The organism is Acinetobacter sp. P1332 (assembly GCF_044057475.1).
GTDB classification, from domain to species: domain Bacteria; phylum Pseudomonadota; class Gammaproteobacteria; order Pseudomonadales; family Moraxellaceae; genus Acinetobacter; species Acinetobacter johnsonii.
Genome location: NZ_CP171157.1, coordinates 3,550,774 through 3,575,840 on the forward strand (window position 1 = coordinate 3,550,774; position 25,067 = coordinate 3,575,840).

At 43.2% G+C, this 25,067-nt stretch carries 20 protein-coding genes, 2 tRNA genes and 2 rRNA genes; 9 read left to right on the forward strand and 15 right to left on the reverse strand.

Annotated elements, in window-relative coordinates; all coding sequences use genetic code 11:
* Nucleotides 1-19: 19 nt before the first annotated feature.
* The 5 genes from ACFN7Z_RS17400 to tyrS all read right to left on the reverse strand — a co-directional run bounded on the left by ACFN7Z_RS17400 (nucleotide 20) and on the right by tyrS (nucleotide 7,671).
* Nucleotides 20-2,913, reverse strand: a 23S ribosomal RNA gene (locus ACFN7Z_RS17400).
* Between the two features lie 420 nt (nucleotides 2,914-3,333).
* Nucleotides 3,334-3,409 (reverse strand) — tRNA-Ala (locus ACFN7Z_RS17405).
* A 68-nt stretch (nucleotides 3,410-3,477) separates the two neighbouring features.
* Nucleotides 3,478-3,554 (reverse strand) — tRNA-Ile (locus ACFN7Z_RS17410).
* A 61-nt stretch (nucleotides 3,555-3,615) separates the two neighbouring features.
* Nucleotides 3,616-5,152 (reverse strand): 16S ribosomal RNA (locus ACFN7Z_RS17415).
* Together the 16S and 23S rRNA genes with 2 tRNA genes alongside form the textbook arrangement of a ribosomal RNA operon.
* 1,286 nt (nucleotides 5,153-6,438) lie before the next feature.
* Nucleotides 6,439-7,671: a tyrosine--tRNA ligase gene (gene tyrS / locus ACFN7Z_RS17420; RefSeq protein ID WP_205667419.1), complete on the reverse strand. Its 1,233-nt coding sequence runs from the start codon at nucleotides 7,669-7,671 to the stop codon at nucleotides 6,439-6,441.
* A 63-nt stretch (nucleotides 7,672-7,734) separates the two neighbouring features.
* Here tyrS and ACFN7Z_RS17425 point away from each other — a divergent pair, with 63 nt between their 5' ends.
* Nucleotides 7,735-8,862, forward strand: coding sequence for an anhydro-N-acetylmuramic acid kinase (locus ACFN7Z_RS17425; RefSeq protein ID WP_130234880.1), 1,128 nt, complete (start codon nucleotides 7,735-7,737; stop codon nucleotides 8,860-8,862).
* 111 nt (nucleotides 8,863-8,973) lie between these two features.
* On the opposite strand, the gene ACFN7Z_RS17430 is transcribed toward ACFN7Z_RS17425, so the two are convergent.
* The 4 genes from ACFN7Z_RS17430 to ACFN7Z_RS17445 form a co-directional block, all read right to left on the reverse strand.
* Nucleotides 8,974-10,257, reverse strand: coding sequence for a lytic murein transglycosylase (locus tag ACFN7Z_RS17430; RefSeq protein WP_279699864.1), 1,284 nt, complete (start codon nucleotides 10,255-10,257; stop codon nucleotides 8,974-8,976).
* Nucleotides 10,258-11,048: 791 nt separating this feature from the next.
* The gene (locus ACFN7Z_RS17435) at nucleotides 11,049-12,170 is read right to left on the reverse strand and encodes a 5-(carboxyamino)imidazole ribonucleotide synthase (protein WP_130234878.1); all 1,122 of its coding nucleotides are present in this window, start codon (nucleotides 12,168-12,170) and stop codon (nucleotides 11,049-11,051) included.
* A 15-nt stretch (nucleotides 12,171-12,185) separates the two neighbouring features.
* Complete coding sequence (gene purE / locus ACFN7Z_RS17440; protein ID WP_058870640.1) at nucleotides 12,186-12,698, reverse strand: 5-(carboxyamino)imidazole ribonucleotide mutase; 513 nt, start codon at nucleotides 12,696-12,698, stop codon at nucleotides 12,186-12,188.
* Between the two features lie 192 nt (nucleotides 12,699-12,890).
* A complete protein-coding gene (locus ACFN7Z_RS17445) occupies nucleotides 12,891-13,229 on the reverse strand; it encodes a DMT family protein (RefSeq protein ID WP_279699866.1) in 339 nt (112 codons plus the stop codon).
* Nucleotides 13,230-13,484: 255 nt separating this feature from the next.
* On the opposite strand from ACFN7Z_RS17445, the gene mpl reads away from it, so the two are divergent.
* Nucleotides 13,485-14,852 (forward strand): UDP-N-acetylmuramate:L-alanyl-gamma-D-glutamyl-meso-diaminopimelate ligase, encoded by a 1,368-nt coding sequence (gene mpl / locus ACFN7Z_RS17450; protein WP_279699868.1) that lies wholly within the window; start codon nucleotides 13,485-13,487, stop codon nucleotides 14,850-14,852.
* Between the two features lie 60 nt (nucleotides 14,853-14,912).
* On the opposite strand, the gene ACFN7Z_RS17455 is transcribed toward mpl, so the two are convergent.
* The 3 genes from ACFN7Z_RS17455 to ACFN7Z_RS17465 all read right to left on the reverse strand — a co-directional run bounded on the left by ACFN7Z_RS17455 (nucleotide 14,913) and on the right by ACFN7Z_RS17465 (nucleotide 15,988).
* Nucleotides 14,913-15,296 (reverse strand): hypothetical protein, encoded by a 384-nt coding sequence (locus tag ACFN7Z_RS17455; protein ID WP_130234876.1) that lies wholly within the window; start codon nucleotides 15,294-15,296, stop codon nucleotides 14,913-14,915.
* An 87-nt stretch (nucleotides 15,297-15,383) separates the two neighbouring features.
* Complete coding sequence (locus tag ACFN7Z_RS17460) at nucleotides 15,384-15,668, reverse strand: GNAT family N-acetyltransferase (protein WP_279699869.1); 285 nt, start codon at nucleotides 15,666-15,668, stop codon at nucleotides 15,384-15,386.
* Between the two features lie 35 nt (nucleotides 15,669-15,703).
* Nucleotides 15,704-15,988 carry a GNAT family N-acetyltransferase gene (locus tag ACFN7Z_RS17465; protein WP_104221951.1) on the reverse strand — a complete coding sequence of 95 codons (285 nt, stop codon included), beginning with the start codon at nucleotides 15,986-15,988 and terminating at the stop codon, nucleotides 15,704-15,706.
* Nucleotides 15,989-16,386: 398 nt separating this feature from the next.
* Between ACFN7Z_RS17465 and ACFN7Z_RS17470 the strand changes: the two genes are divergently transcribed.
* From ACFN7Z_RS17470 to ACFN7Z_RS17480, 3 genes are all read left to right on the forward strand, one after another.
* A complete protein-coding gene (locus ACFN7Z_RS17470; RefSeq protein WP_279699870.1) occupies nucleotides 16,387-17,352 on the forward strand; it encodes a TerC family protein in 966 nt (321 codons plus the stop codon).
* Between the two features lie 184 nt (nucleotides 17,353-17,536).
* On the forward strand, nucleotides 17,537-17,899 hold the full coding sequence (locus ACFN7Z_RS17475; protein WP_279699871.1) for a hypothetical protein: 363 nt from the start codon (nucleotides 17,537-17,539) through the stop codon (nucleotides 17,897-17,899).
* A gap of 3 nt (nucleotides 17,900-17,902) precedes the next feature.
* Complete coding sequence (locus ACFN7Z_RS17480; RefSeq protein WP_279699873.1) at nucleotides 17,903-19,063, forward strand: glutathionylspermidine synthase family protein; 1,161 nt, start codon at nucleotides 17,903-17,905, stop codon at nucleotides 19,061-19,063.
* Nucleotides 19,064-19,444: 381 nt separating this feature from the next.
* Here ACFN7Z_RS17480 and ACFN7Z_RS17485 read toward each other — a convergent pair whose 3' ends face one another.
* On the reverse strand, nucleotides 19,445-19,918 hold the full coding sequence (locus ACFN7Z_RS17485) for a hypothetical protein (protein ID WP_279699885.1): 474 nt from the start codon (nucleotides 19,916-19,918) through the stop codon (nucleotides 19,445-19,447).
* A gap of 328 nt (nucleotides 19,919-20,246) precedes the next feature.
* On the opposite strand from ACFN7Z_RS17485, the gene guaD reads away from it, so the two are divergent.
* From guaD to ACFN7Z_RS17500, 3 genes are all read left to right on the forward strand, one after another.
* Nucleotides 20,247-21,563, forward strand: a complete 1,317-nt coding sequence (gene guaD / locus ACFN7Z_RS17490; RefSeq protein ID WP_279699874.1) for a guanine deaminase — start codon at nucleotides 20,247-20,249, stop codon at nucleotides 21,561-21,563.
* Between the two features lie 225 nt (nucleotides 21,564-21,788).
* Entirely contained in the window at nucleotides 21,789-22,316 is a 528-nt protein-coding gene (hpt, locus tag ACFN7Z_RS17495) for a hypoxanthine phosphoribosyltransferase (protein ID WP_279699875.1), read from the forward strand.
* A gap of 172 nt (nucleotides 22,317-22,488) precedes the next feature.
* On the forward strand, nucleotides 22,489-22,740 hold the full coding sequence (locus ACFN7Z_RS17500; RefSeq protein WP_058870649.1) for a GlsB/YeaQ/YmgE family stress response membrane protein: 252 nt from the start codon (nucleotides 22,489-22,491) through the stop codon (nucleotides 22,738-22,740).
* A 58-nt stretch (nucleotides 22,741-22,798) separates the two neighbouring features.
* Here the strand turns inward: ACFN7Z_RS17500 and ACFN7Z_RS17505 are convergent, their stop codons facing one another.
* Nucleotides 22,799-23,500 (reverse strand): DsbC family protein, encoded by a 702-nt coding sequence (locus ACFN7Z_RS17505; RefSeq protein ID WP_279699886.1) that lies wholly within the window; start codon nucleotides 23,498-23,500, stop codon nucleotides 22,799-22,801.
* A gap of 106 nt (nucleotides 23,501-23,606) precedes the next feature.
* Entirely contained in the window at nucleotides 23,607-24,602 is a 996-nt protein-coding gene (gene dmeF, locus ACFN7Z_RS17510; RefSeq protein WP_279699876.1) for a CDF family Co(II)/Ni(II) efflux transporter DmeF, read from the reverse strand.
* Nucleotides 24,603-24,658: 56 nt separating this feature from the next.
* Between dmeF and ACFN7Z_RS17515 the strand changes: the two genes are divergently transcribed.
* Nucleotides 24,659-24,925 carry a metal/formaldehyde-sensitive transcriptional repressor gene (locus ACFN7Z_RS17515; protein ID WP_004697473.1) on the forward strand — a complete coding sequence of 89 codons (267 nt, stop codon included), beginning with the start codon at nucleotides 24,659-24,661 and terminating at the stop codon, nucleotides 24,923-24,925.
* Nucleotides 24,926-25,067 lie beyond the last annotated feature (142 nt).

Below are 25,067 nucleotides of genomic sequence, written 5' to 3' on the forward strand. Positions count from 1 at the left end.
CCAACTGTTTGGGTGTTGTATAGTCAAGCCTCACGAGCAATTAGTATTGGTCAGCTTCACATATCACTATGCTTCCACATCCAACCTATCAACGTCGTAGTCTTCAACGGCTCTTTAGAGGACATAAAGTCCTAGGGAAATCTTATCTTGAGGTAGGCTTCCCGCTTAGATGCTTTCAGCGGTTATCCCTTCCGAACATAGCTACCCGGCGATGCGACTGGCGTCACAACCGGTACACCAGAGGTTCGTCCACTCTGGTCCTCTCGTACTAGGAGCAGATCCTCTCAAATTTCCAACGCCCACGGTAGATAGGGACCGAACTGTCTCACGACGTTCTAAACCCAGCTCGCGTACCTCTTTAAATGGCGAACAGCCATACCCTTGGGACCTGCTTCAGCCCCAGGATGAGATGAGCCGACATCGAGGTGCCAAACACCGCCGTCGATATGAACTCTTGGGCGGTATCAGCCTGTTATCCCCAGAGTACCTTTTATCCGTTGAGCGATGGCCCTTCCATACAGAACCACCGGATCACTAAGACCTACTTTCGTACCTGCTCGACTTGTGGGTCTCGCAGTTAAGCGCGCTTTTGCCTTTATACTCTACGCGTGATTTCCGACCACGCTGAGCGCACCTTCGTACTCCTCCGTTACTCTTTAGGAGGAGACCGCCCCAGTCAAACTACCCACCAGACATGGTCCTCGTCCCGGATAACGGGACAGAGTTAGAACCTCAATATTACCAGGGTGGTATTTCAAGATTGGCTCCACCGAAACTAGCGTCTCGGTTTCAAAGCCTCCCACCTATCCTACACAAGTAAGATCAAAGTTCAATGTCAAGCTGCAGTAAAGGTTCACGGGGTCTTTCCGTCTAGCCGCGGGTACACCGCATCTTCACGGCGAATTCGATTTCACTGAGTCTCTGCTGGAGACAGCGCCCCCATCATTATGCCATTCGTGCAGGTCGGAACTTACCCGACAAGGAATTTCGCTACCTTAGGACCGTTATAGTTACGGCCGCCGTTTACTGGGGCTTCGATCAAGAGCTTCGCTTACGCTAACCCCATCAATTAACCTTCCAGCACCGGGCAGGCATCACACCCTATACGTCCACTTTCGTGTTTGCAGAGTGCTATGTTTTTAATAAACAGTTGCAGGGGCCTGGTTTCTGTGGCTGCCAATAGCTCAAGGAGTAAATCCTATCACCGTCGGCAGCGTACCTTCTCCCGAAGTTACGGTACCATTTTGCCTAGTTCCTTCAGCAGAGTTCTCTCAAGCGCTTTGGTCTACTCGACCTGACCACCTGTGTCGGTTTCGGGTACGATTCCTATGTAACTGAAGCTTAGAGACTTTTCCTGGAAGCATGGTATCAGCCACTTCACTGTACAAGTACAGCTTGCTATCAGTTCTCAGCATAGAGTACCCCGGATTTGCCTAAGATACATGCCTACAACCTTCCACCTGGACAACCAACGCCAGGCTGACTTAACCTTCTCCGTCCTCTCATCGCATTACATAGAAGTATTGGAATATTAACCAATTTCCCATCGACTACGCCTCTCGGCCTCGCCTTAGGGGTCGACTCACCCAGCCCCGATTAACGTTGGACTGGAACCCTTGGTCTTTCAGCGTGCGAGTTTTTCACTCGCATTGTCGTTACTCACGTCAGCATTCGCACTTCTGATACCTCCAGCATACTTCTCAATACACCTTCATCGGCTTACAGAACGCTCCCCTACCACTTGCAATAAATTGCAAATCCGCAGCTTCGGCATATAGTTTTAGCCCCGTTACATCTTCCGCGCAGGCCGACTCGACTAGTGAGCTATTACGCTTTCTTTAAAGGGTGGCTGCTTCTAAGCCAACCTCCTAGCTGTCTATGCCTTCCCACATCGTTTCCCACTTAACTATAATTTTGGGGCCTTAGCTGGCGGTCTGGATTGTTTTCCTCTTGACTACGGACGTTAGCACCCGCAGTCTGTCTCCCGGATAGTACTCATTGGTATTCGGAGTTTGCATCGGTTTGGTAAGTCGGGATGACCCCCTAGCCGAAACAGTGCTCTACCCCCAATGGTATTCGTCCGAGGCGCTACCTAAATAGCTTTCGGGGAGAACCAGCTATCACCGAGTTTGATTAGCCTTTCACCCCTATCCACAAGTCATCCCCTGGCTTTTCAACGACAGTGGGTTCGGTCCTCCAGTTAGTGTTACCCAACCTTCAACCTGCTCATGGATAGATCACCCGGTTTCGGGTCTACACCCAGCAACTAAACGCCCTATTAAGACTCGATTTCTCTACGGCTCCCCTATGCGGTTAACCTTGCTACTGAATGTAAGTCGCTGACCCATTATACAAAAGGTACGCAGTCACCGAACAAGTCGGCTCCCACTGCTTGTATGCATGCGGTTTCAGGATCTATTTCACTCCCCTCACAGGGGTTCTTTTCGCCTTTCCCTCACGGTACTGGTTCACTATCGGTCAGTCAGGAGTATTTAGCCTTGGAGGATGGTCCCCCCATATTCAGACAAGGTTTCACGTGCCCCGCCCTACTCGACATCATCATATAAGCCCTTTCGTGTACAGGACTATCACCCACTATGGTTGCACTTCCCAGAGCATTCCACTAGAACTTATATGACTTAATGGGCTTTTCCCCGTTCGCTCGCCGCTACTGAGGGAATCTCAATTGATTTCTTTTCCTAAGGGTACTGAGATGTTTCACTTCCCCTCGTTCGCCTCGTATGACTATGTATTCATCATACGATACCTGCCTTATGACAGGTGGGTTTCCCCATTCAGAAATCTCCGGATCACAGGATATTTGCCGCCTCCCCGGAGCTTATCGCAGGCTATTACGTCTTTCATCGCCTCTGACTGCCAAGGCATCCACCACATGCACTTAATTACTTGACTATACAACCCCAAACAGTCGTTAATCCCTACAAGTAGGATTAAGACAGTCTATGATGATTTCTCATCACTTCCTTACAGTTTGTTGCTCTGTGTACTTAAACACTGTACAGCTTCAATTCAATTCACATACCAAAACGCTTGATTCAGTTAATTTCGCTAGTAACTCATTTCTTCAATCTTCATCAATCAGTAATAAATCACTGTTAATGTCGATCTTAAAAACGAGTATGAACAAATTATTTCAACTCAAATATATTCTGTTAATGATTTTTCCAGCCTTCGTCAGGTCAGGAAACTGTGATAAATCACAGAAGTTAATAAGTTATCTACTTACTAATTTCTGTAATCCAACCTATCTGCGCGAAGCATAGCTTCTTGCTTAAATTTCAAGGAAAAGCATGCTTTTCTTGTCTTGAAATTTGGTGGAGACTAGGAGAGTCGAACTCCTGACCTCCTGCGTGCAAAGCAGGCGCTCTACCAACTAAGCTAAGTCCCCAGCTTATCAATAAGTCAATGTCTCTGTTTTTCTGTATTCAGCATTTAACAATGCTTGTTAGTCAGATTTGGTGGGTCTGACAAGACTTGAACTTGTGACCCCACGCTTATCAAGCGTGTGCTCTAACCAACTGAGCTACAGACCCTCAGATACATCGTCATGAAGAACAACTTGTTGTGGATTCTTACCAATCGTCAATCTTTCGTTAAGGAGGTGATCCAGCCGCAGGTTCCCCTACGGCTACCTTGTTACGACTTCACCCCAGTCATCGGCCACACCGTGGTAAGCGTCCTCCTTGCGGTTAGACTACCTACTTCTGGTGCAACAAATTCCCATGGTGTGACGGGCGGTGTGTACAAGGCCCGGGAACGTATTCACCGCGGCATTCTGATCCGCGATTACTAGCGATTCCGACTTCATGGAGTCGAGTTGCAGACTCCAATCCGGACTACGATCGGCTTTTTGAGATTAGCATCCTATCGCTAGGTAGCAACCCTTTGTACCGACCATTGTAGCACGTGTGTAGCCCTGGTCGTAAGGGCCATGATGACTTGACGTCGTCCCCGCCTTCCTCCAGTTTGTCACTGGCAGTATCCTTAAAGTTCCCGGCTTAACCCGCTGGCAAATAAGGAAAAGGGTTGCGCTCGTTGCGGGACTTAACCCAACATCTCACGACACGAGCTGACGACAGCCATGCAGCACCTGTATGTAAGTTCCCGAAGGCACCAATCCATCTCTGGAAAGTTCTTACTATGTCAAGACCAGGTAAGGTTCTTCGCGTTGCATCGAATTAAACCACATGCTCCACCGCTTGTGCGGGCCCCCGTCAATTCATTTGAGTTTTAGTCTTGCGACCGTACTCCCCAGGCGGTCTACTTATCGCGTTAGCTGCGCCACTAAAGCCTCAAAGGCCCCAACGGCTAGTAGACATCGTTTACGGCATGGACTACCAGGGTATCTAATCCTGTTTGCTCCCCATGCTTTCGTACCTCAGCGTCAGTATTAGGCCAGATGGCTGCCTTCGCCATCGGTATTCCTCCAGATCTCTACGCATTTCACCGCTACACCTGGAATTCTACCATCCTCTCCCATACTCTAGCTTCCCAGTATCGAATGCAATTCCTAAGTTAAGCTCAGGGATTTCACATCCGACTTAAAAAGCCGCCTACGCACGCTTTACGCCCAGTAAATCCGATTAACGCTCGCACCCTCTGTATTACCGCGGCTGCTGGCACAGAGTTAGCCGGTGCTTATTCTGCGAGTAACGTCCACTATCCCAGAGTATTAATCCAAGTAGCCTCCTCCTCGCTTAAAGTGCTTTACAACCAAAAGGCCTTCTTCACACACGCGGCATGGCTGGATCAGGCTTTCGCCCATTGTCCAATATTCCCCACTGCTGCCTCCCGTAGGAGTCTGGGCCGTGTCTCAGTCCCAGTGTGGCGGATCATCCTCTCAGACCCGCTACAGATCGTCGCCTTGGTAGGCCTTTACCCCACCAACTAGCTAATCTGACTTAGGCTCATCTATTAGCGCAAGGTCCGAAGATCCCCTGCTTTCCCCCGTAGGGCGTATGCGGTATTAGCATTCCTTTCGGAATGTTGTCCCCCACTAATAGGCAGATTCCTAAGCATTACTCACCCGTCCGCCGCTAGGTCAGTTACCGAAGCAACCTCCCCGCTCGACTTGCATGTGTTAAGCCTGCCGCCAGCGTTCAATCTGAGCCATGATCAAACTCTTCAGTTAAAAATCATTAGTAGCTTATGGCTACAAATCTTGGCTCATCAATTTTCTGACAAATATTTCTCAAATAAACTTCGAGTAATTTCTACCATCAATCAATGAAATATTTTCGATCGATCAATCAGTAAAAATCCACACAAGTTGTTCTTCATAATCTCTTAATGATCTTTCTAACACCTCGTCAGTGCTAGAAGCTGGACTCAATATACTTAACAACTCAGCACTTCGTGCTTCGTTCGTTTCCGTCTATCTCGTCGGTATGGGGTGCATTCTAGAGGATTTCTAAAGCTTTGCAACCCCCAAATTCACTTATTTGAAACGGGCGTTGGTTTTTTCTACAAAACTTAAGAAAAATCGTATTTTTCATCTGTTTTTTGATCATATTTATCATTTTTTCTCTTATTTCTTTCAACATGAGCATTTCATTTCCAATCTTTAAAAGTCTTTTAAGCTTGAAATTTAAGCCTTAGCATTTATTTTTTCTTTCAGAAGAGTCTTACCAATCTTCTAGCAACGTTGTTTTCAGACTTAAAATCACTCTGTATTCCGTCCATCTCTGTATTTTTGATAAATCATCTTTCTAAAGACGTAGTTCTTTTATATTTGATACATGCCTAAGCTGAAAAACTGCCACACCGCTATAAAGGCACCTAATTATTTAACAAGAATACAATGCTTAGTCTCTTTTTATTTCATTCGCGTAATAGCAAAGCCCTTTTCTCCCCACATCTCAATCAAAATAATTCAAGACAGAGCTGAAATAACAGCCACGATAAAGCTGGATGATAAGAAGCATCTGAATATAAGTAGAAAACGCAGTGTTATATACCTGTAAGGTAATGACCAACTTTATTTAAGAGTCTGTTGTACCTAACTTTTATGAAAACTCGTTATTTGTCTGCGAGAAACTGATTTTAAAAAACTAAATTTTTGCCAATAAAAAAGGAAGAGATCTCTCCCAAAACCTCTTCCTCGGAGTTAGATCGTTATCTGATCCATAGATGTCATTATTATAGTTATCTTAAAAAAAGTCCCTTGGGGAAGAGACTTGAAAACTGTGGAGAGTTATTCTTATTGACCCTGCTAACGATGTTAAAAACATCGACTAGACGTTGAAATCTTATACACACTCATTTTAAATTGCAATATTTTTGGAAAAAATTAAGCATTGTTTTTATAAGGTTTTTTTTGAATTTACTTATTTGATTTTTTTATAAAGATTAAAAAAATAAAAAGCAGGTCGAAGCCTGCTTTTATATCAATAACTTAAAGCATATATATGCACTGACTTAGTCTGTAAAAGTGACTTTGGCAATGGCTTTTTTACCCGACTGGACAATTAAAGTGACATTTTCTTTAACAGAGAAACCCATATCGACCACGTTCCAATCAACTTTGACCGCACCACGACCCACGGCATCTTTTGCCGCTGCAGCATTTGGGTTTAAGCCCGCTACGCGAAGAATCGTTGCAATAAACAACTCGCCACCAAATTCTGCACGTGAAATTGTCACTTCTGGTGTCCCTTCGGGTAGTTCACCCTCAGTAATCAGGTTGCCTGCACCTTTATGTGCATTTTCTGCTGCTTCAGCACCATGGAAACGCTCTACCAACTCAAGGGCTAGAATCTTTTTCACCTCTTGTGGATTACGCCCTTCAGCAATTTCGTTTAGCAGGACTTTAATGTCTTCAACGGATTTAAAGCTGAGTAAATCGAAATAGCGTTCAATTAAAGCATCTGGCATCGAAAGAACTTTTTGATACATCGCCCCTGGTGCATCAAATACACCAATATAGTTACCCAAAGACTTAGACATCTTGTTCACACCGTCTAAACCTTCAAGGATTGGCACTGTAATGCAGACTTGCGCGTCTTGATCATAACGACCTTGAAGTGTACGCCCCATCAATAAGTTAAAGGTTTGGTCCGTACCGCCTAATTCAACATCCGCTTCAAGGGCAATCGAGTCATAGCCTTGAACCAATGGATACAAAAACTCATGAATTGCGATTGGTTGATGGTTGTTATAACGCTTGGTGAAGTCATCACGCTCAAGCATACGTGCAACCGTTTGCTGTGATGCCAACTGAATTAAATCAGCCGCTGTTTTGGTTGCAAACCATTCTGAGTTGAAGCGCACTTTAGTTTTATTCGGATCAAGAATTTTAAACACCTGTTCTTGATAGGTTTTTGCATTTTCAAGCACTTGCTCACGCGACAATGGTGGGCGTGTTGCACTTTTTCCAGTCGGGTCACCGATCATCGCGGTATAATCCCCAATCAAGAAGGTCACGTCATGACCCAAGTCTTGGAAAGTTTTCAGTTTATTAATTAAAACCGTATGCCCTAAGTGCAAGTCAGGCGCAGTCGGGTCAAAACCCGCTTTAATTTTTAAAGGACGATTTTCTTTTAATTTCTTCAGAAGATCTTCTTCAGAAATAATTTCATGCGTGCCTCGTTGAATGAGAGCAAGTTGTTCTTCAGCCGGCAGGAAATTTGACATCACAAAACCCAAACACATCAGTTATTCAATTTGTGCGATATACTAACACTTTTTCAGCACATTGCAGGCTTTAGAATAATCATGACAGCGATCTATATTGGGGTAATGACCGGCACCAGCATGGATGGTGTTGATATTGTTGCTGCTTCTTTTGATCCATTGCAGCTTCACGCCACCCTCACTCTTTCTTTCGACCCAGATTTACGCGATGAACTGATGGCACTCACTTTGCCCGGTGACAACGAAATCGACCGTATGGGCAAGGCAGATGTGGCTTTAGCAAAGATGATTGGCGAAGGCATCAATCAGCTGATTGAGCAAAGTCATTTAGATCGTAGTCAAATCAAAGCGATTGGCTCACATGGACAAACCATTCGCCATCGCCCAGAGCACGGCTTTACCCTGCAAATTGGTGACCCAAACATCATCACTGAAATCACCCAAATTCCGGTGATTTCAGACTTTCGACGTCGTGATATGGCCGCAGGTGGCCAAGGTGCCCCGCTGGTTCCTGCGTTTCACCAAGATATGTTCCAACATGAAAGCATTCATCGCGTCATCTTAAACCTAGGCGGCATCGCCAATGTCAGCATGTTACCCGCAGGCCAACCTGATCAGGTCTACGGTTTTGATACAGGCCCAGCCAACATTTTAATGGACGCTTGGTGTGAACGCTTTACTGGACAGCCCTACGATGAAAATGGCAATTGGGCAGCTTACGGCCATCCGATTCGCAGCTTGCTTGATCGGCTCCAATCCCATGAGTATTTTTCTAAAGAACCACCAAAAAGCACTGGCCGTGAAGACTTTAACCTCGAATGGTTAGATGAACAAATTGCCGACTGGCGCAATGACCTTGAATATGACGAGCTTGAAGACAGTCCAGAAAATGTTCAAGCCACATTAATGAAGCTCACCACGCGCGCCATTAAAAAAGCCATCTATCGCTCCGATATGGATACTGGTGAAGTCTACGTCTGCGGCGGTGGTGCGTATAACTCGCATCTTTTAGAACAATTACGCTGGCGCTTACGTAAACACAATTGGTCTGTACAAACCACCTCCGCCATTGGCTTAGACCCAACGTGGGTAGAAGCAACCGCCTTTGCTTGGTTGGCTATGCGCTTTATCCAGCAACTCAGTGGCAACTTACCGACAGTGACAGGGGCACAAGGTAACCGTATTCTCGGAACGATTACCGCGGTTTAAACATCACAATGCTTCTGACCTTTTAGTCGCAACCAGTGCAAATCAAAAAAGCCAGTCAGGTGAATAACCGACTGGCTTTTTATCTATCTCAGCGATTTTTTGCTGTTAATGTTAACGCATCATCAACTTGGCATTTTCCTGACGAAAGGCTTTTAAAATTTGCTGTCCCGCTCGTCCCGTCGGACTTAAACCTAAACGGATTTGCTCCTGTCGAATGGCTTGACGAGTTTTATCACCAATCAAACCATCTACCGCGCCAATATCATAGCCACGATTCAGTAAAAACTGCTGAATTTCACGACGTTCAGAACGTGAAGTGCCTGCATCATCAGTTGGCCAAGTTGTACTAAAACCGCCTTGCCCTTGTAAACGGTCTGACAAATGCGCAATCGCTAATGCATAACTTTCTGCTGCGTTATAACTATAGATTGCATCAAAGTTTTTAAACACTAAAAACAGTGGACCATTTTCACCAGCAGGTGCCATCAACCCCGCTTGCGAGCTAGAAGATAAATTGCCTTGAATTAACGCTGAGCCATCTGCACGTACCAAGCCATTTTGCATCCAGTAAGATAAGGACTTCTTATTGCGACGACTTTCACCACTCAGAGAGATCGCTTGCGGATTTTTCACTTCAAATCCCCAAGGTTGCCCAGTTTGCCAACCGCGTTTTTTGAGGAAATTGGCTGTTGATGCTAAAGCATCTGTAGTACTCGACACCAAATCACGGCGTCCATCGCCATCAAAGTCGACGGCCAGCTCTTCATAAGTCGATGGCATAAACTGGGTATGGCCAAACGCACCTGCCCATGAGCCTTTCAGTTGTGACTCCGTTAAATCGCCACGCTGTAAAATACGCATAGTGGCAAAAAACTCTCCACGGAAATAGCTTTGGCGGCGCCCTTCACAACTCAATGTGCCTAAAGCTTGTAATAATGGATATTTACCTGAAATATCGCCAAAATTACTTTCCACGCCCCACACGGCAACCACGGTCTCCGCAGGCACACCATATGCTGCCGCAACACGATTCAACACTTCACGATGCTGCGCCAATTTTTGCTGACCTACTGCAACACGCTCATCATCCACCAATCCTGACAAATAATCCCAAATCGGCGTGGAAAATTCAGGTTGGTAATTTAATTTTTCAATCACAGAATAATCAGGCGCTAAATTTTGTGTGTAGCGATCATAAGTGGACGCAGACACACCATTCGAAATCGCTTGGTTTTTTAAATTGGCAATACAGCTTTGAAATGAATTCTGAGGACGATAATCGGAAGTTGCGACATTTGAACTGCCTGTAACTTTTTGACCATTAATAATAAGCTCAGCATTCGCCTGAGTCGCCGCTAAAAAAAATGAACCTAAAAGAAAAGCAAAACGGTGCATAAAATCCCTAATGATTCTTTATCTCTGAATTATGCTTTTAACCTTAACACTTTCGATTTCACTTTTCTGAATCAAAACGTAAATGAATATTCATTTTGGTTTAAATTCAAAACCATCTTTTAAATTTAAAACCACTTATCCACAACACTACAGATCTCAACTTTTGAATTCAAAAACAACCTTTAGTTCAGCAAGCACTTTAAATTCAATCATCTTGTTTTAAATTTATTTTATCCACATTTTTATTTAACATTCATAATCAACAATATACAAAGAATTAAACTTCGAAACCCAAGCTCAATATTTTTAAATTCAAAACTTTAAATTCATCTCACAGACTTTAAATTTATTGTTATGAATTTAAATTCAAACAGCATCAAAACTTTTAAATTCATTTTAAATTTAAACACTCGATTTAAATTTAAAACCCACTTTTAAATTCAAAATTTTACTTCTATTTTTTAAATTCAAAACATACTTGAAAAGATATCCACATACCCAAGTTGATAGAGCTCTCTACTGTTTCACTTTCTTTTAGGTGAAAACCAGTGTCACATTCAATTGTAGACGCTGTTTTAAACGTGCTTCTCTGCACAAAACTCGCTTTATTTTGCTTTCAGTTTATTTTTCTATGCGCTAATTTTATCAAAACGGATAAAAAACACTCAATTTATTTCAATTTTGATCCGATTAACGGTCACTTTTTTCAAAGAGGCGCAATCATGCCTGAATGAGTCCAAATAAAAAAGCGACCACTATCGTGATCGCTTTTTTTAACAACAACTGAAGCTTTAGATGGTCATATCTTCGCTCAGTGCCAATGGATTTGGTAAAATTTTCGCTAACTGGCGACATAGCATCGTGAGTTGAACGGTATCATTCGGCATTAAAGTTAGGTGACCAATCTTACGACCTTCACGTTCTTCCTTATTATAAAGATGTAGATGTACACCTTCTAAGGCCAAGACTTGTTCAGACTGTGGATACTGACCAATAATATTGATCATGACCGTAGGGCGAACGACTTCAGTTGAACCCAAGGGTAAGCCTGCAACTGCACGAATATGGTTTTCAAACTGAGAGCATACTGCGCCTTCAATCGACCAGTGTCCTGAATTATGCACACGTGGCGCCATTTCATTGGCATACAAACCTTTGTCTGTTACAAACAGTTCTAAGGTCAACACGCCAACATAATTCAAATGATTCAATAGGCGAGTGATGTAGTCTTGTGCAACGGGTTGTAAGTCCGCACTATTCGGTGCAGGAACAATCGAATGCGACAAAATACCATGATGGTGATGGTTTTCAGCCAATGGCCACGTTTTCACATCGCCATTTTGACCACGTACCGCAATGATCGAAACCTCACGCGAGAAGGTCACAAAGCTTTCTGCAATTAAACTACCAGCAGGGCCTAATTCAGCCCATGCTTGTTCAATTTGCTGCTCAGAACGCAATACGAACTGACCTTTACCATCATAGCCACCTGTGGCTGTCTTCAGTACAATCGGTAAACCCAACTCAGCAACTGCAGCGCTTAAACTTTCTAGGGAATCTACCGCTTTATAAGGCGCAACTGGAATCTCAAGCTCATCAAATAATGCTTTTTCAGACAAGCGATGTTGTGCAATAGCTAAAGCCTGACGCGGCGGATGCATATCTTTTTGCTTGGTCAAAACATCAACATCAGACAAAGGCGTATTTTCAAACTCAAGGCTGAAGACATCTGCACTGGCAATAAAGTCTTGTAAACCGTTTTCAGTTTTGCTTGAAATCACAGTTCCTAAAGCCGCTGAAGGGCAGTCTGTACTCACATCAAAGAACGTACATTGAATATTCAGTGGCAAAGCCGCTTGCGCCATCATGCGACCCAGCTGCCCACCACCAAAAATACCGATGGTTTTATTCATGAGGAATGCCCCGTATTAAGCTTGGCCTGGAATATTGCTGCTTGCGACTTTGTCGGTTTGTGCAGCACGGAAATCGGCTACATTTTTTGCAATTTCAGGACGTGTCAGACCTAAAATTTGTGCTGCCATAATCGCGGCATTGGTTGCGCCTGCTGGACCAATTGCTAAAGTACCCACTGCAATACCTGCTGGCATTTGCACAATGGATAACAGTGAATCGACACCGTTTAAAATCGAAGACTTCACTGGCACACCAAGTACAGGCAAATCAGTTTTTGCCGCACACATTCCTGGTAAATGCGCCGCACCGCCTGCACCCGCAATAATCACTTGGATACCACGGTCACGTGCTTGCTCAGCATATTCAAAAAGACGATCTGGCGTACGGTGCGCAGACACAACTTCCGCTTCAAATGGGACACCAAGTTGCTTAAGCATATTGGCAGTGTGTTCGAGAGTGGCCCAATCTGATTGAGAACCCATGATAATTCCAACGAGAGGAGTGTCTTGTGAAGCGGCCGCATTCATTGCAATGTTTCCAGAGATAGTTAAGAGAGATAAATCTCGACTAGCGCCAAGCTTTAATAAGAGCCCCGTATTATAGACTGATTTTTCAGCTCTCCAAAATTTAACCGTACAACTAAATGCAGATTTTTCTTGTTTTTTTATGTCGTAGCATAAAACTTAAATAAAAAGAGGACTGTAGCCTCACTTTTTGATTTATTGGCTGCGAAAGACAAAATACACACAACCAAATAAACACAGTCCTGCCCACAAATAATCGAGCTTAAAAGGCTGTTTAAATAAGAAAATCATAAACGGTACAAAAACCAAGAGCGTCACCACTTCTTGGGTGATTTTCATTTCACCCATTGACCAGCCTTGCTGTGACAGCATACGGGTCGCAGGAATCATAAAACTGTATTCCACCAACGCGATGAACCAGCTAAATAAAATGGTTTGCCAAAGCGGTACACCCGGCAAAAATTTTAAGTGTCCATACCATGCAAGTGTCATAAAACAGTTGGCAATAATCAATAAAATAAAGGGTAGGGACATGAAGCAAGATCGCCAAATTTAGGAGCATTTTATTCTACGTTTTTTGCTAGAAAATTCAGCAAATATTGCACTTTTCAGCCGACTTTTTTACAGAATAAAAGCGTTGTTCAAGCCGCAGAATAATTAAACGATTAGATACAAGAATCACTATCTTTTCGCTAAGCGCCTTGCTATGGTTGCTTTCACATCGAATTAATCACGACAACAGCACCAACAATACGTGATGTGTCTATAAAAGCAGTGGAGTGAGGCGGAATGCATCTGCATATTTTGGGTATTTGTGGCACCTTTATGGGGTCTTTAGCGCTTTTAGCACGTGATCTTGGCCACACAGTGACGGGTTCGGATCTAAACGTTTATCCTCCCATGTCCACCCAGCTCGAAAATGCAGGCATTACCTTAATGCAAGGTTATGACCGCAGTCATTTACAACCTCATCCTGATTTAGTCATCGTCGGCAATGCGATGAAACGTGGAATTGATGCCGTTGAATACATGCTCAATGAAGGCTTGCCGTATATTTCAGGCCCACAATTTTTGGCCGATCATGTGCTTCAAGGCAAACACGTACTTGGCGTAGCAGGAACCCATGGTAAAACCACCACCACCACCATGTTGGCTTGGGTATTGGATCAGGCGGGTTTAGAGCCAGGTTTCCTAATTGGCGGTGTACCGTTAGGTTTCTCTGAAAGTGCGCGTTTAGGTGGTGGCAAATACTTCTGTGTCGAAGCCGATGAATATGATTCTGCCTTTTTTGACAAACGTTCGAAGTTCGTGCATTACCACCCAAAAACAGCCATTTTGAATAACCTTGAATTTGACCATGCCGATATTTTTGATGATCTAGCAGCGATTCAAAAACAATTCCATCACTTGGTTCGTACTATTCCAAGTGAGGGTCGTATCATTGCGCCGATTACTGAAAGCAATATTGATGAAGTTTTAGAGCAGGGCTGTTGGACACCCGTGGTTCGTACCTCTTTAGAGGCCCACGACCAGTCCGAATTGTATGCCGAACAACTCAGTGCGGATGGTTCGCACTTTAAAGTCCTCCAACACGGAGTGGTGAAAGGCACGGTGCAATGGAACATGACAGGGCAGCACAGCGTAGCGAATGCTTTGGCGACTATCGCTGCGGCTGAACATGTGGGCGTAAGCATTGAAAAAGCGTGTGAAGCACTGTCTAACTTTGGCGGCGTGAAGCGCCGTATGGAGCTTTTAGGCATGGTGCGTGGCGTTGAAGTGTATGATGACTTTGCCCATCACCCAACCGCAATAGATACGACGCTGGAAGGCGCACGTAAGCGTTTAGGAGAACGTAAGTTGTGGGCGATTATTGAACCTCGTTCAAATACCATGCGCATGGGAAGCCATAAAGATGGACTCGCACACTCTGCACGTTTGGCCGATGAAGTGATTTGGTATCAACCAGAAGGTTTAGACTGGGACTTACAACCTGTCATTGCAGCTGCACCGAACAAGGCTGTGGTTGCACGTACATTAGATGACATTATCCATACCATCGTCAGTGATGCAGGCGAGGGCGATGCTGTTGTGATCATGTCTAATGGCGGCTTTGGTGGTTTACACCAAAAATTGATTAGCGCCTTAAACGCAGAATAATTTGTTCTCACTTAGACGAAAAAACCCGCATATGGCGGGTTTTTTTACAAGCTTATTAAATTAAAAACCAGACATCGTACCCGTATATTCAAAGTCTTTTAGTTTTGCCCAACCTTGAACCGTGTCTCCCAAGCGCTTGCTGAAATACATGATCGAAACCCACTGTTCTTGGCCATCATCATAGGTGCTATAAGCAGTGATATGGTCATTTTTAATCATAAACAGATCTTTGATTTTACAAGCATTGCTCGGTGCTGAATGAAAATATACTCTGGTTGTAGCAATCACTTTCATACCCCAACGTGGAATAATCTGAACTTCTTTTTGTTCTGCCTTTTCCTCAAGTTTTACACAATCTTCAGCATGCAATAAGGGGGCAACTGAACAGAATAGGGCAATAGATAAAAGCATCTTCATATACTTTAATTCCATCATGTTCAGCATTGCAAAGTCCAAGTTAGAACTGCAATGGGAGCTATATCGATCTCATTTTAGTTTAACGCTTAGAACTGCGATGAATGTTGTGAACAATTAAGCTGCAACATCCTCAAAACTTTTCTCACGGCGAAACATCACATCGACATAAGAACAAGTCGGGATAATTTTCAGGTTTTTCTCACGTGAAAAATCAACCAGAGTATCCAATAGCAAACGCGCCACACCTTGACCCCGTAGTGAATCATCGACCCAAGTATGGTTGGCATCAATGGTTGCGTCATCCCGCCAAATATAGCTAATTTCAGCAATACGCTGACCGTCTGCATTATTTAAGAAAAACTCACCTTTTTGATCACGATCTACATGTTGAAATTGCATAGCACACTCATTGAATGGATTGATGGTTATCTATCTTAGAGGAATAAAACATCATGAATAGATGGATCTTTGTCGAATACCGATTTGGAAAAAGGGCACAAGGGTAAAATTTTCACGCCCTTATCACGTGCAAAGTTAACCAAAACATCCAATAACTGACGCCCCACATGTTGCCCACGGAGCAACTCACTGACCCAAGTGTGATCAATGATAAATTTATCGTCCCCAGCCCAACTATAAGTCATTTCCGCCACACGCTCGTTTTCTTGCTCAACAAAAACTTCGCCTTTACTACCTGTTTCTTGATGTTGAATTTTCATTATTATTCCTCTTTGGTTTACTGTTTTTTTTAGCTTGCCATAAATTGAAGCAAAATTTTGTCTCATTTATATTTCATCTACAATTTTCTTTAATATTTGCTCAAACCATAAAAATATGCGATGCTTAGCTCACTTTTGGATCAAATCCAAAACCAAATTTATATTGAACAAGGGGAGTAGCCTCCTCCAAACGTGAAAAATCAATGCCATGCATCACTTTCACGTGTCAGATTATCGTCATTACACTTTGCAAAAAGTCGGTATCTGAGCATTTTAGCGCACAAAATACATACGCTAAAATGTAGGCAAGACCTTGATCATGTTGTCACAGATGTTTTATTTCATCTGGCAGCAGGTCAAGGTTTTTTTGTGGCCGATTGCTGGATGTGGAGGATTTCATGGAATCTATCGGCAATTTATGGCTATACATTGCTTTTTTCGGCATTGTTACCGTGATGCTACTGATTGACTTTTTAGGCTTTAAACAAAAAGAAGGTCAAGAAGTTAAAATCAAAACCGCCGCTTTATGGAGTATTGCGTGGGTTTCCGTCGCATCACTCTTTGGTGTAGGTCTCTGGCTTTATTTACAACAAACTGCAGGTGTCACTGTGGCCAACACCAAGGTCATGGAGTATTTTGCAGGTTATTTACTTGAAAAATCTTTAGCCGTTGACAACGTCTTTGTCTGGCTGATGATCTTTGCTGCTTTTGCCATCCCACCTGCATTACAACGCCAATTACTGCTTTACGGTGTCTTGGGTGCGATTATTCTACGTACCATCTTTATTTTTATTGGCGCGTGGTTCGTGCAAGAGTTCTCATGGATTCTGTATATCTTCGGTGCGTTCTTGGTGTATACGGGCTTCAAATTCTTCAAAGGACAAAACGAAGAAGAAACCAATATCGAAGATATGGCGATCTTAAAATGGTTGCGTAAACATATGCGGATTACCCCGCAACTGCATGGCAACAAGTTCTTTGTCCGTCAAAACGGGATGTTGTGGGCAACGCCGCTGTTCTTGGTGTTAATTTTAGTTGAAGCATCGGATGTGATTTTCGCGGTGGATTCCATTCCTGCAATTTTCGCGGTGACTTCTGATCCGTTTATTGTGTTGACTGCAAACTTAATGGCGATTTTGGGTCTACGTGCGATGTTCTTCTTGTTGTCTGGTGCAGCAACCAAGATGCATTATCTCCCGTATGGCTTAGGTATTATCTTGGTATTCATCGGCTTTAAGATGCTCATGTTGGATGTGTTCCATATGCCAATTTGGATTTCACTGGGCTTTATTGTGTTGGTGCTGACCATCACTGCGATCTTGTCAATTCGATACAGTAAGAAACATCATCAAACCACCCTCTAATGTTTTAAAAAAGCCTTCCACTGAGAAGGCTTTTTTATGACCAAATTTTAGTATGCGCAAGACTTAATCCTATGATTTTCTGTGTAAATGTACTGTACTTTGTGTAGACAGCTCCCTATGATAAGCGGGCTTAAAACCCTTGGTTTTACCTGTAAAAATAAAACAACCCGAAGGTTGCTCATCCATGCGTACCAAAAAATTAACTCTTGTTGTGGTGCCAGTTTTGCTCACGGCATGTAGCGGTTCTAAAACCCTACAACAGGATGTTTATAATAACCAATACAACTGCTACCAAGACTGGCATTTTGAACTGTGCGAACCTGCCAACGAAGAGAGTTCGTCAAGCTACAGTGGCTCTACTGGGGTTTATATCGGCCCTCAATATTATAAAAATAACCGTAAAGTCCGTTACTTGGGTCAAGTCATGAAAGCACGTGGACGTCATTCGACGGGCACACCTAGAATCTCGACTCACGTTTTTAGCCATGCCAAATCCCAACCCATTCGGGGAGGCTTCGGCCGTGGCGGAGGCTCGTTCGGAGGTTAATACATGAAACGAGTTCTACTGCCTGAGCGTGAAAACTGGCAACAAGCACATCAAGAGATTGGTTTTGACTACTACAACTTGCCGTCGCGAGATGGTTCAATGTATTGGTCAGAAGGGGTGGCTTATGAGTTTAGCCTCAAGCAAATTGAACAGCTTGAAGATGCCTCGAACGAATTACACCAGATGTGCCTGGAAGTGGCAGGGGATATGATTCAACGCGGTCATTATCCCGAATATTTTCAAATCCCCCCAGCAGCAATTCCTTTGATTGAGCACTCATGGAATAACCAAGCGCCAATGCTCTATGGCCGTTTCGATTTTGCCTATGATGGTCAAGCCATCAAAATGCTGGAATACAATGCTGATACGCCAACAGGTTTACTCGAAGCCTCTGTTGCACAGTGGCATTGGATTGAACAAGTCGAAAATATTGCAAACCGTGATCAGTTCAACAGCATTCATGAAAAGCTAATTGAGCGCTGGAAACAGCTCTATCCTGCGCGTAGCCGTGTCCATTTTGCAGCCTGCCAAGAAGCAGGGCGTGAAGATTGGGGCAATTTAGAATACCTCATGGATACTGCTTTTCAGGCAGGCTTAAATGTCAGCGAACTGTCGATGGAAAACATCGGTTGGAATGGCACAGCCTTCGTCGATTTACATCAGCAAGAGATTCAGCATTTATTTAAGCTGTATCCGTGGGAATGGATTTGGGAAGAAAGTTTTTCGCAGTTTCTCAAACCTGAAACTGAATGGATTGAACCGTGTTGGAAAATGCTACTCTCCAATAAAGCCCTGTTGATCGAGCTATGGAAACGCTTTCCAAATCATCCATTGTTGTTAGAAACCCATGCTTATGATGCACACGCCCACTATGCAGGGAAATGGGTGCGTAAGCCCATCTTAGCGCGCGAAGGCGCAAATATTCATATCCTACAAAACAATGTCGATTGTGGCGCAGCTTCAGGTAGTTTTTACTTTGATGACTACGACAAATATGGCTATGTCATGCAACGCTGGGTAAAAACTCCGTTGCATGAAGGCATGCTGCCCACCTTGGGACTTTGGATGGTCGGGGATGAATGTGCGGGGATGTCACTGCGTGAAGATGTCTTTGATGTGATTGGCAATGATGCACATTTTGCTGCGCATTATTTTGTGGAATAAAGTGGCGCTCTAAATCACCTATTTAAAATAGGTGTCCAAAAAGTAATACGGCTCTGTTCAGGCATTTTAGTAAAAGCACTATCACTTTTAGGTTATTCACGGCGGAGTCTTATCTTTTTCAAGTTCAATATTGGGGGCTCAATTATTCTTTTGGTTCGCCAAATGAGAAGCGAAATTTCGTAAAGAAAGCATTTGTCCTCCGCAAAACCTGCTCACGTTCTATAATTAAAAAGTTTGTGTTGCAAAAACAATCTATCCCAAACTCTACGCAGGTTGCGGATGACGCTTGCGTCTATCCAATAAAGTTTAAATTGAAAAAGAAAATGCCTGTCAAATCTAAAACTGACAGGCATACATTCGAAAACAATATTTTTTTCAAGCTTAAATGGTATGCGCTTGAACCCGCTTCATATAAGACACCAAACGCGTGAAAAACAAGATTTGCAGGAAGATGGTAAATAGCGAAATAGTCCATTCATACCAATCATCAAACGCTGTGCCTTCTAGATTAAAAGCAAAATAAAGGCCTAATAACACTGCACCAAACACAACACCAGCCACGGTGGTTTGTACCAAAATGGGAAAAGACAACGCTGTGATTCGACCTAGGAAATGCTCACCCTCATCGCCGCCATTGGCTTTATAAGCACTTTGAATCCCGATAAACATAATCAATAAAGTCAGAAGTCCCTCAATACCAATCACACGGACATCCCCATAGGGTGAATACATACCGTAGTAATACACCACTGAAACCAATAAGGCGGTGACTAAGTAATAATTTTTATAATGCTTTTTATCGAGGGTATTGCTAGATAATTCATGTGCTAATGCTTTGGTATTCCAAAAATACATGCCGGTCATTGTCTCTTATTTTATCAATGTCGACACTGTACTGACTCAGCATTTAAAGATAAAGACTTTCTCAACAAAATTTTGCGAATAGATTGAATCATTTAAGCGCAAAGCTTGTGCTTATGTATGACATAAAAAATCATGATCTTATCGATGGCATGGATACATGTCTGGCCTCAAAACAGTTCAATTTTTTAGAAAATACTGCTCCAGTCTTTCATTTAAAATCTAGCGTTCACAACACACATAAAAACTTCATTAAATAGCCGTGAAAAAAATCCAGTTTACGGTACAATCAATCGAAAAAAAGTCAAAACACAGGTTTAAAATGTCTTCTGTAGTTGCAACGACGGCGGTTCGCGGTCGCTTCCTAGATATTCAGAATACGGTTGCCCAAGCGCGTGAAATTCACGACCAAGTGCGTTACGTAGAAGATGGTTTACTGATTAGCCAAAATGGCAAAATCCAATGGTTTGGATCTTGGCAGGAGGGGCTACAGCACCTTCCTGTTGGCGTCGAGGTTCAGCACTATCCTGAACAATTGATTGTGCCGGGTTTTATCGACACCCACATTCATTTTCCACAAACAGAAATGGTGGGGGCCTATGGTGAACAGCTACTCGAATGGCTCAATACCTATACCTTCCCAACTGAATTGCAATTTTCCGATAAAGCCTATGCCGACCAGATTGCCCAATTCTTTGTGCAAGAACTGCTAAAAAATGGCACCACCACAGCCTTGGTCTTCTGTACTGTGCATACCGAATCAGTCGATGCTTTATTTGAAGCAGCAGGACAGCACCAGATGCGTCTGATCGCAGGTAAAGTCATGATGGACCGTCATGCACCTGAAGATCTGTGCGACACGCCTGACAGTGCTTATGCGGACTCTAAAGCACTGATTGAGAAATGGCATGGCAAGGGTCGTAACCTGTATGCGATTACGCCACGTTTTGCCCCAACATCAACACCAGAGCAATTGGCTAAAGCAGGGCAGCTCAAAGCTGAATATCCAGATGTGTATGTGCATACACATTTAAGTGAAAATAAAAATGAAATCGCTTGGGTAAAAGACTTATTCCCTGAGCAGCAAGGTTATCTCGATGTTTATCATCACTTTGGTTTAACTGGTTCACATTCGGTCTTTGCCCACTGCGTGCACTTAGAAGAGGCTGAGTGGGACTGCATGCATCAAACTGACTCTGCCATTGCTTTCTGTCCGACCTCCAATCTATTTTTAGGCAGTGGTTTATTTCCATTGAATAAGACTTGGGAAAAGCAGGTAAAAGTTGGGCTCGGTACAGACATTGGTGCAGGGACCTCTTTTAACCAACTACAAACTCTGAATGAAGCCTATAAAGTACAGCTGCTTCAGGGTGATAAACTATCTGCATTTGAATCGCTTTATCACGCTACGCTGGGCGGAGCCAAAGCACTGAGTTTGGATGATAAACTCGGTAACTTTAATTTGGGCAAAGAAGCGGACTTTGTGGTGCTCGACCTCAAAGCAACTGCGTTACAAGTATTACGTCAACAACGTGCAAAAGGGATTGAAGATGCGCTATTTGCCCTAATGACCATGGGCGATGACCGTAATATTCATGCGACTTATATTTTTGGTCAGAAAGCCTATGTGCAAAACTAAGTAGCAAATAGCGAAAATTTAAGCGGCTAATCGAGTTTTGAAACAACTTTGATTTTCGCCTCTAAACCAAGCAGCATCCCGCCTGCAATGAAATGATTACATTTCCAGCGGGCAAAAGGGGGTGCATCTCGTTTAGAGATATATTAAAATTAATGCATATATAGAGGTGTTGCAGGTCAACGCCTTTTTTATTTTTGATTTTTTTAAATTTTTAGGTATCTACCCATGACCGTTCAAATGAGCGTAATGATTTCTACTGAAGAGATTCAAGCGAAAGTAAAAGAGCTTGGTGCACAAATCGATGCGCATTATGCAAACAGTGATAAGGAACTCGTACTGATTGGTTTATTACGAGGTTCAGTCATTTTCATGGCAGACTTATGTCGTACGATTTCAAAACCCCATGAACTCGATTTCATGACGGTTTCGAGCTACGGCAGCGGTACGGTATCTTCACGTGATGTAAAAATTTTAAAAGATTTAGACGGTGAAATTCGCGGTAAAGATGTTTTGGTCATTGAAGACATCATCGACTCAGGCAACACCTTGAGCAAAGTACTCGAAATTTTAGAAACACGCTCTCCCAACTCAATTGAACTTTGTACCTTAGTCAGCAAACCTTCACGCCGTGAAATTGAACTCGATGTGAAGTTTTTAGGCTTTAGTGTCGAAGATCGATTCATTGTGGGTTATGGCCTAGACTACGACCAAAAGTACCGTCATTTGCCATTTATTGGTGAAATTGGTCTTTAAGAGCAATCGATAAAAGAGTGGCCGAAGGCCACTTTTTTTATTTTTACTATTAGCTAAGTACATAAAACATACAGTTTTTAGCAGATTCGCTCTACTGCACAGTCGCATTATGCCCGATGATATTTTTGCAAATGATGTAAAAACAAAGACATGATAAAAAAGGAGCTGGCTCATGTGGTCACTTATTGTTGCAATCGTGATTGGTTTTATTGCAGGTCTCATCGCACGCGCTATCCATCCTGGCGATGACAAAGCGGGATTTATTGTCACCACTTTACTGGGGATTGCAGGTTCTCTCGTAGCCACTTATGGTGGTCGTTTACTCGGTCTATATAGTGAAGGTTCTACCGCAGGCTTTATTGCGTCAGTTATTGGTGCCATTATTATTTTATTCATCTACAACATGGTCACCAAAAAAAGCTAAACTCATCCATTAAAAAAAGCACCATTGCAGGTGCTTTTTTATCTATATCTTTGAACTCTTATAAGCCCAGTTCACGCCACATATTTTCAATGGTGGTTGAAGGCACAGCACCATTCACTTTAAAGCCATTTGAGAAAATAACTACAGGCGTCCCTTGTAAATCCAGACTACGACCGAGTTCAATGTTGCGCTCAATTGGATTGGCACACGGTTTTTTCGACGTCGGTTGGGTCCCTTTCGCAATCAAATTTTTCCATGCGAGGGCAGGGTCTGCTTCACAAAACACTTGTTTCGACGGTGCAATCGATTGCGCCTTAATAGCATAAATAAATGTGTAGATGGTCACATCATTCAGTTTATTCAGTTCAGCCTCTAACTGCTTACAGTAAGGACAGTTTGGGTCTGAAAAAACCGCCAATTGGCGTTTGCCGTTGCCTTTAACGCTTTTAATGGCATCTTTTAGCGGCAGCTTGTTCCAATCAAGCGAGTTTTGTTGCACATATAAGGCAGCACTTAAATTTTTCTGATCTTTTAAGCGTACCATCGAACCTGCAATCACATGCTCAGCCGCTTCGCCTACATACACAATTTCGCCATCTAAAGATCCGCTATAAATGCCCGACATTTCTGTTTTTTGAATATTTTGAACATGAATATTTGGGTAATTCTTTTTTAAGTTGGCTTGAACACTTTCTACGCTGGCCATACTCATGCTTGCAATTGCACTTGTAAGTAGTGCCAAACCCAGTTTTTTTATCATCACTTTTTGCTCTTTCAATCGGAGAACCACGGCGCTAGTGTAGAGCGTATTATTCAAGCATTGAATCATTTTTTCCACGGCTTTACCGAAACCCAACACGCCTTGCTTATGAACTGGCCAAAGTTTCACGTGGAACAATGAGGGCTGTGCTATTAATTTCCACCGAGACATGAACAATTTCCTCATGAATCGAGAGCATTGCCCGCACGCGATCCGCAGTTAAGTCTACCGTCGTTTCTAAAGCCAAAATGCAGGAAAACTTGCCTTTGCCTACTTTCCACACATGTAAATCGGTCAAGGTCGTCTGCGGTAGTTCTGCCACCACCTCTCGAATTTCATCCACCACATGATGATCCATTTCAGCATCTAACAAGGTTCTTCCCGTTTCTTGCATTAAGCTCAGTGCCCATTTAGCCACCAGTATTGAACCTACGATCCCAAGAGCAGCATCGAGAAAATCCCAACCCAAATATTTACCAAAAATCAGTGCGATAATCGCGAAAATAGAAGTCACGGCGTCTGCCACCACATGCATAAATGCAGCTTTCTGATTTAAATCATGATGATGGCTATGTACTTCTGATGCATGATCATGATGGTGATGGTGATGGTGATGGTGATGGTGATGGTGATGGTGATGGTGATGGTGATGGTGACCATCATGCAGCAACCATGCACAGATTAAATTCACCAATAAGCCTAAAATCGCAATTGGAATCGCTTCGTTATAATGAATTTGTACAGGCGAGAATAGACGCTGAATCGAGTGAAAAGCCATAAAACCCGCCACCACCATCAACAAAATAGCGCTGCTGTAACCTGCAAGAATTTCAATTTTCCATGTACCGAAACTAAAGCGCTGATCATGGGCATAATGCCGCGCAGCACGATAGGCAAAATAAGCCAAACCCAGTGCCAACATATGAGAACTCATATGCCAACCATCTGCCAGCAAAGCCATTGATTGGAAAATCCATCCACCAATCACTTCTAATAACATCATGACTGCCGTTAAAATGGTCGCCATTAAAATCCGTTTTTGTGCCAGTGGATTACCGTCATCAAAATGATGCGTATGCTGACGTGATGGGGTATTTTGCATTTTAAATCATTCACCAATATACTCCCCCTTAGTATATTTATTTTTGGAGCAAAGTGTTGAGTCATTTGCATGAAGATAAAAAAATTTTAAACCGTGTGAAACGCTTACAAGGGCAGGTCAACGCCGTTGAACTCTCGATCACACATCCCGATGCCAGTTGTATCGATGTTTTACAACAAGTCGCTGCTATAAAAGGCGCGGTCAATGGACTAATGAATGAACTCGTTGAAGCACATTTACGCCATCATGTATTAGCACAAGCTGAACAGGTCAATGAAGAAGAGTTGGCTGAGTTCTTAAAACTGCTGAAACGCTATGGCTAAGTTTTATTGCGTTCTTTTTCAAGTTTTTAGTTGACCATTTTTTCCACAAACCGATACACTGTTGCTCTCTATCCTTTTTCTCTTGGGCATCAAAATATTCTTGTTTTGACCGAGAGAGCCGCATGGCATTTGCATGACAACA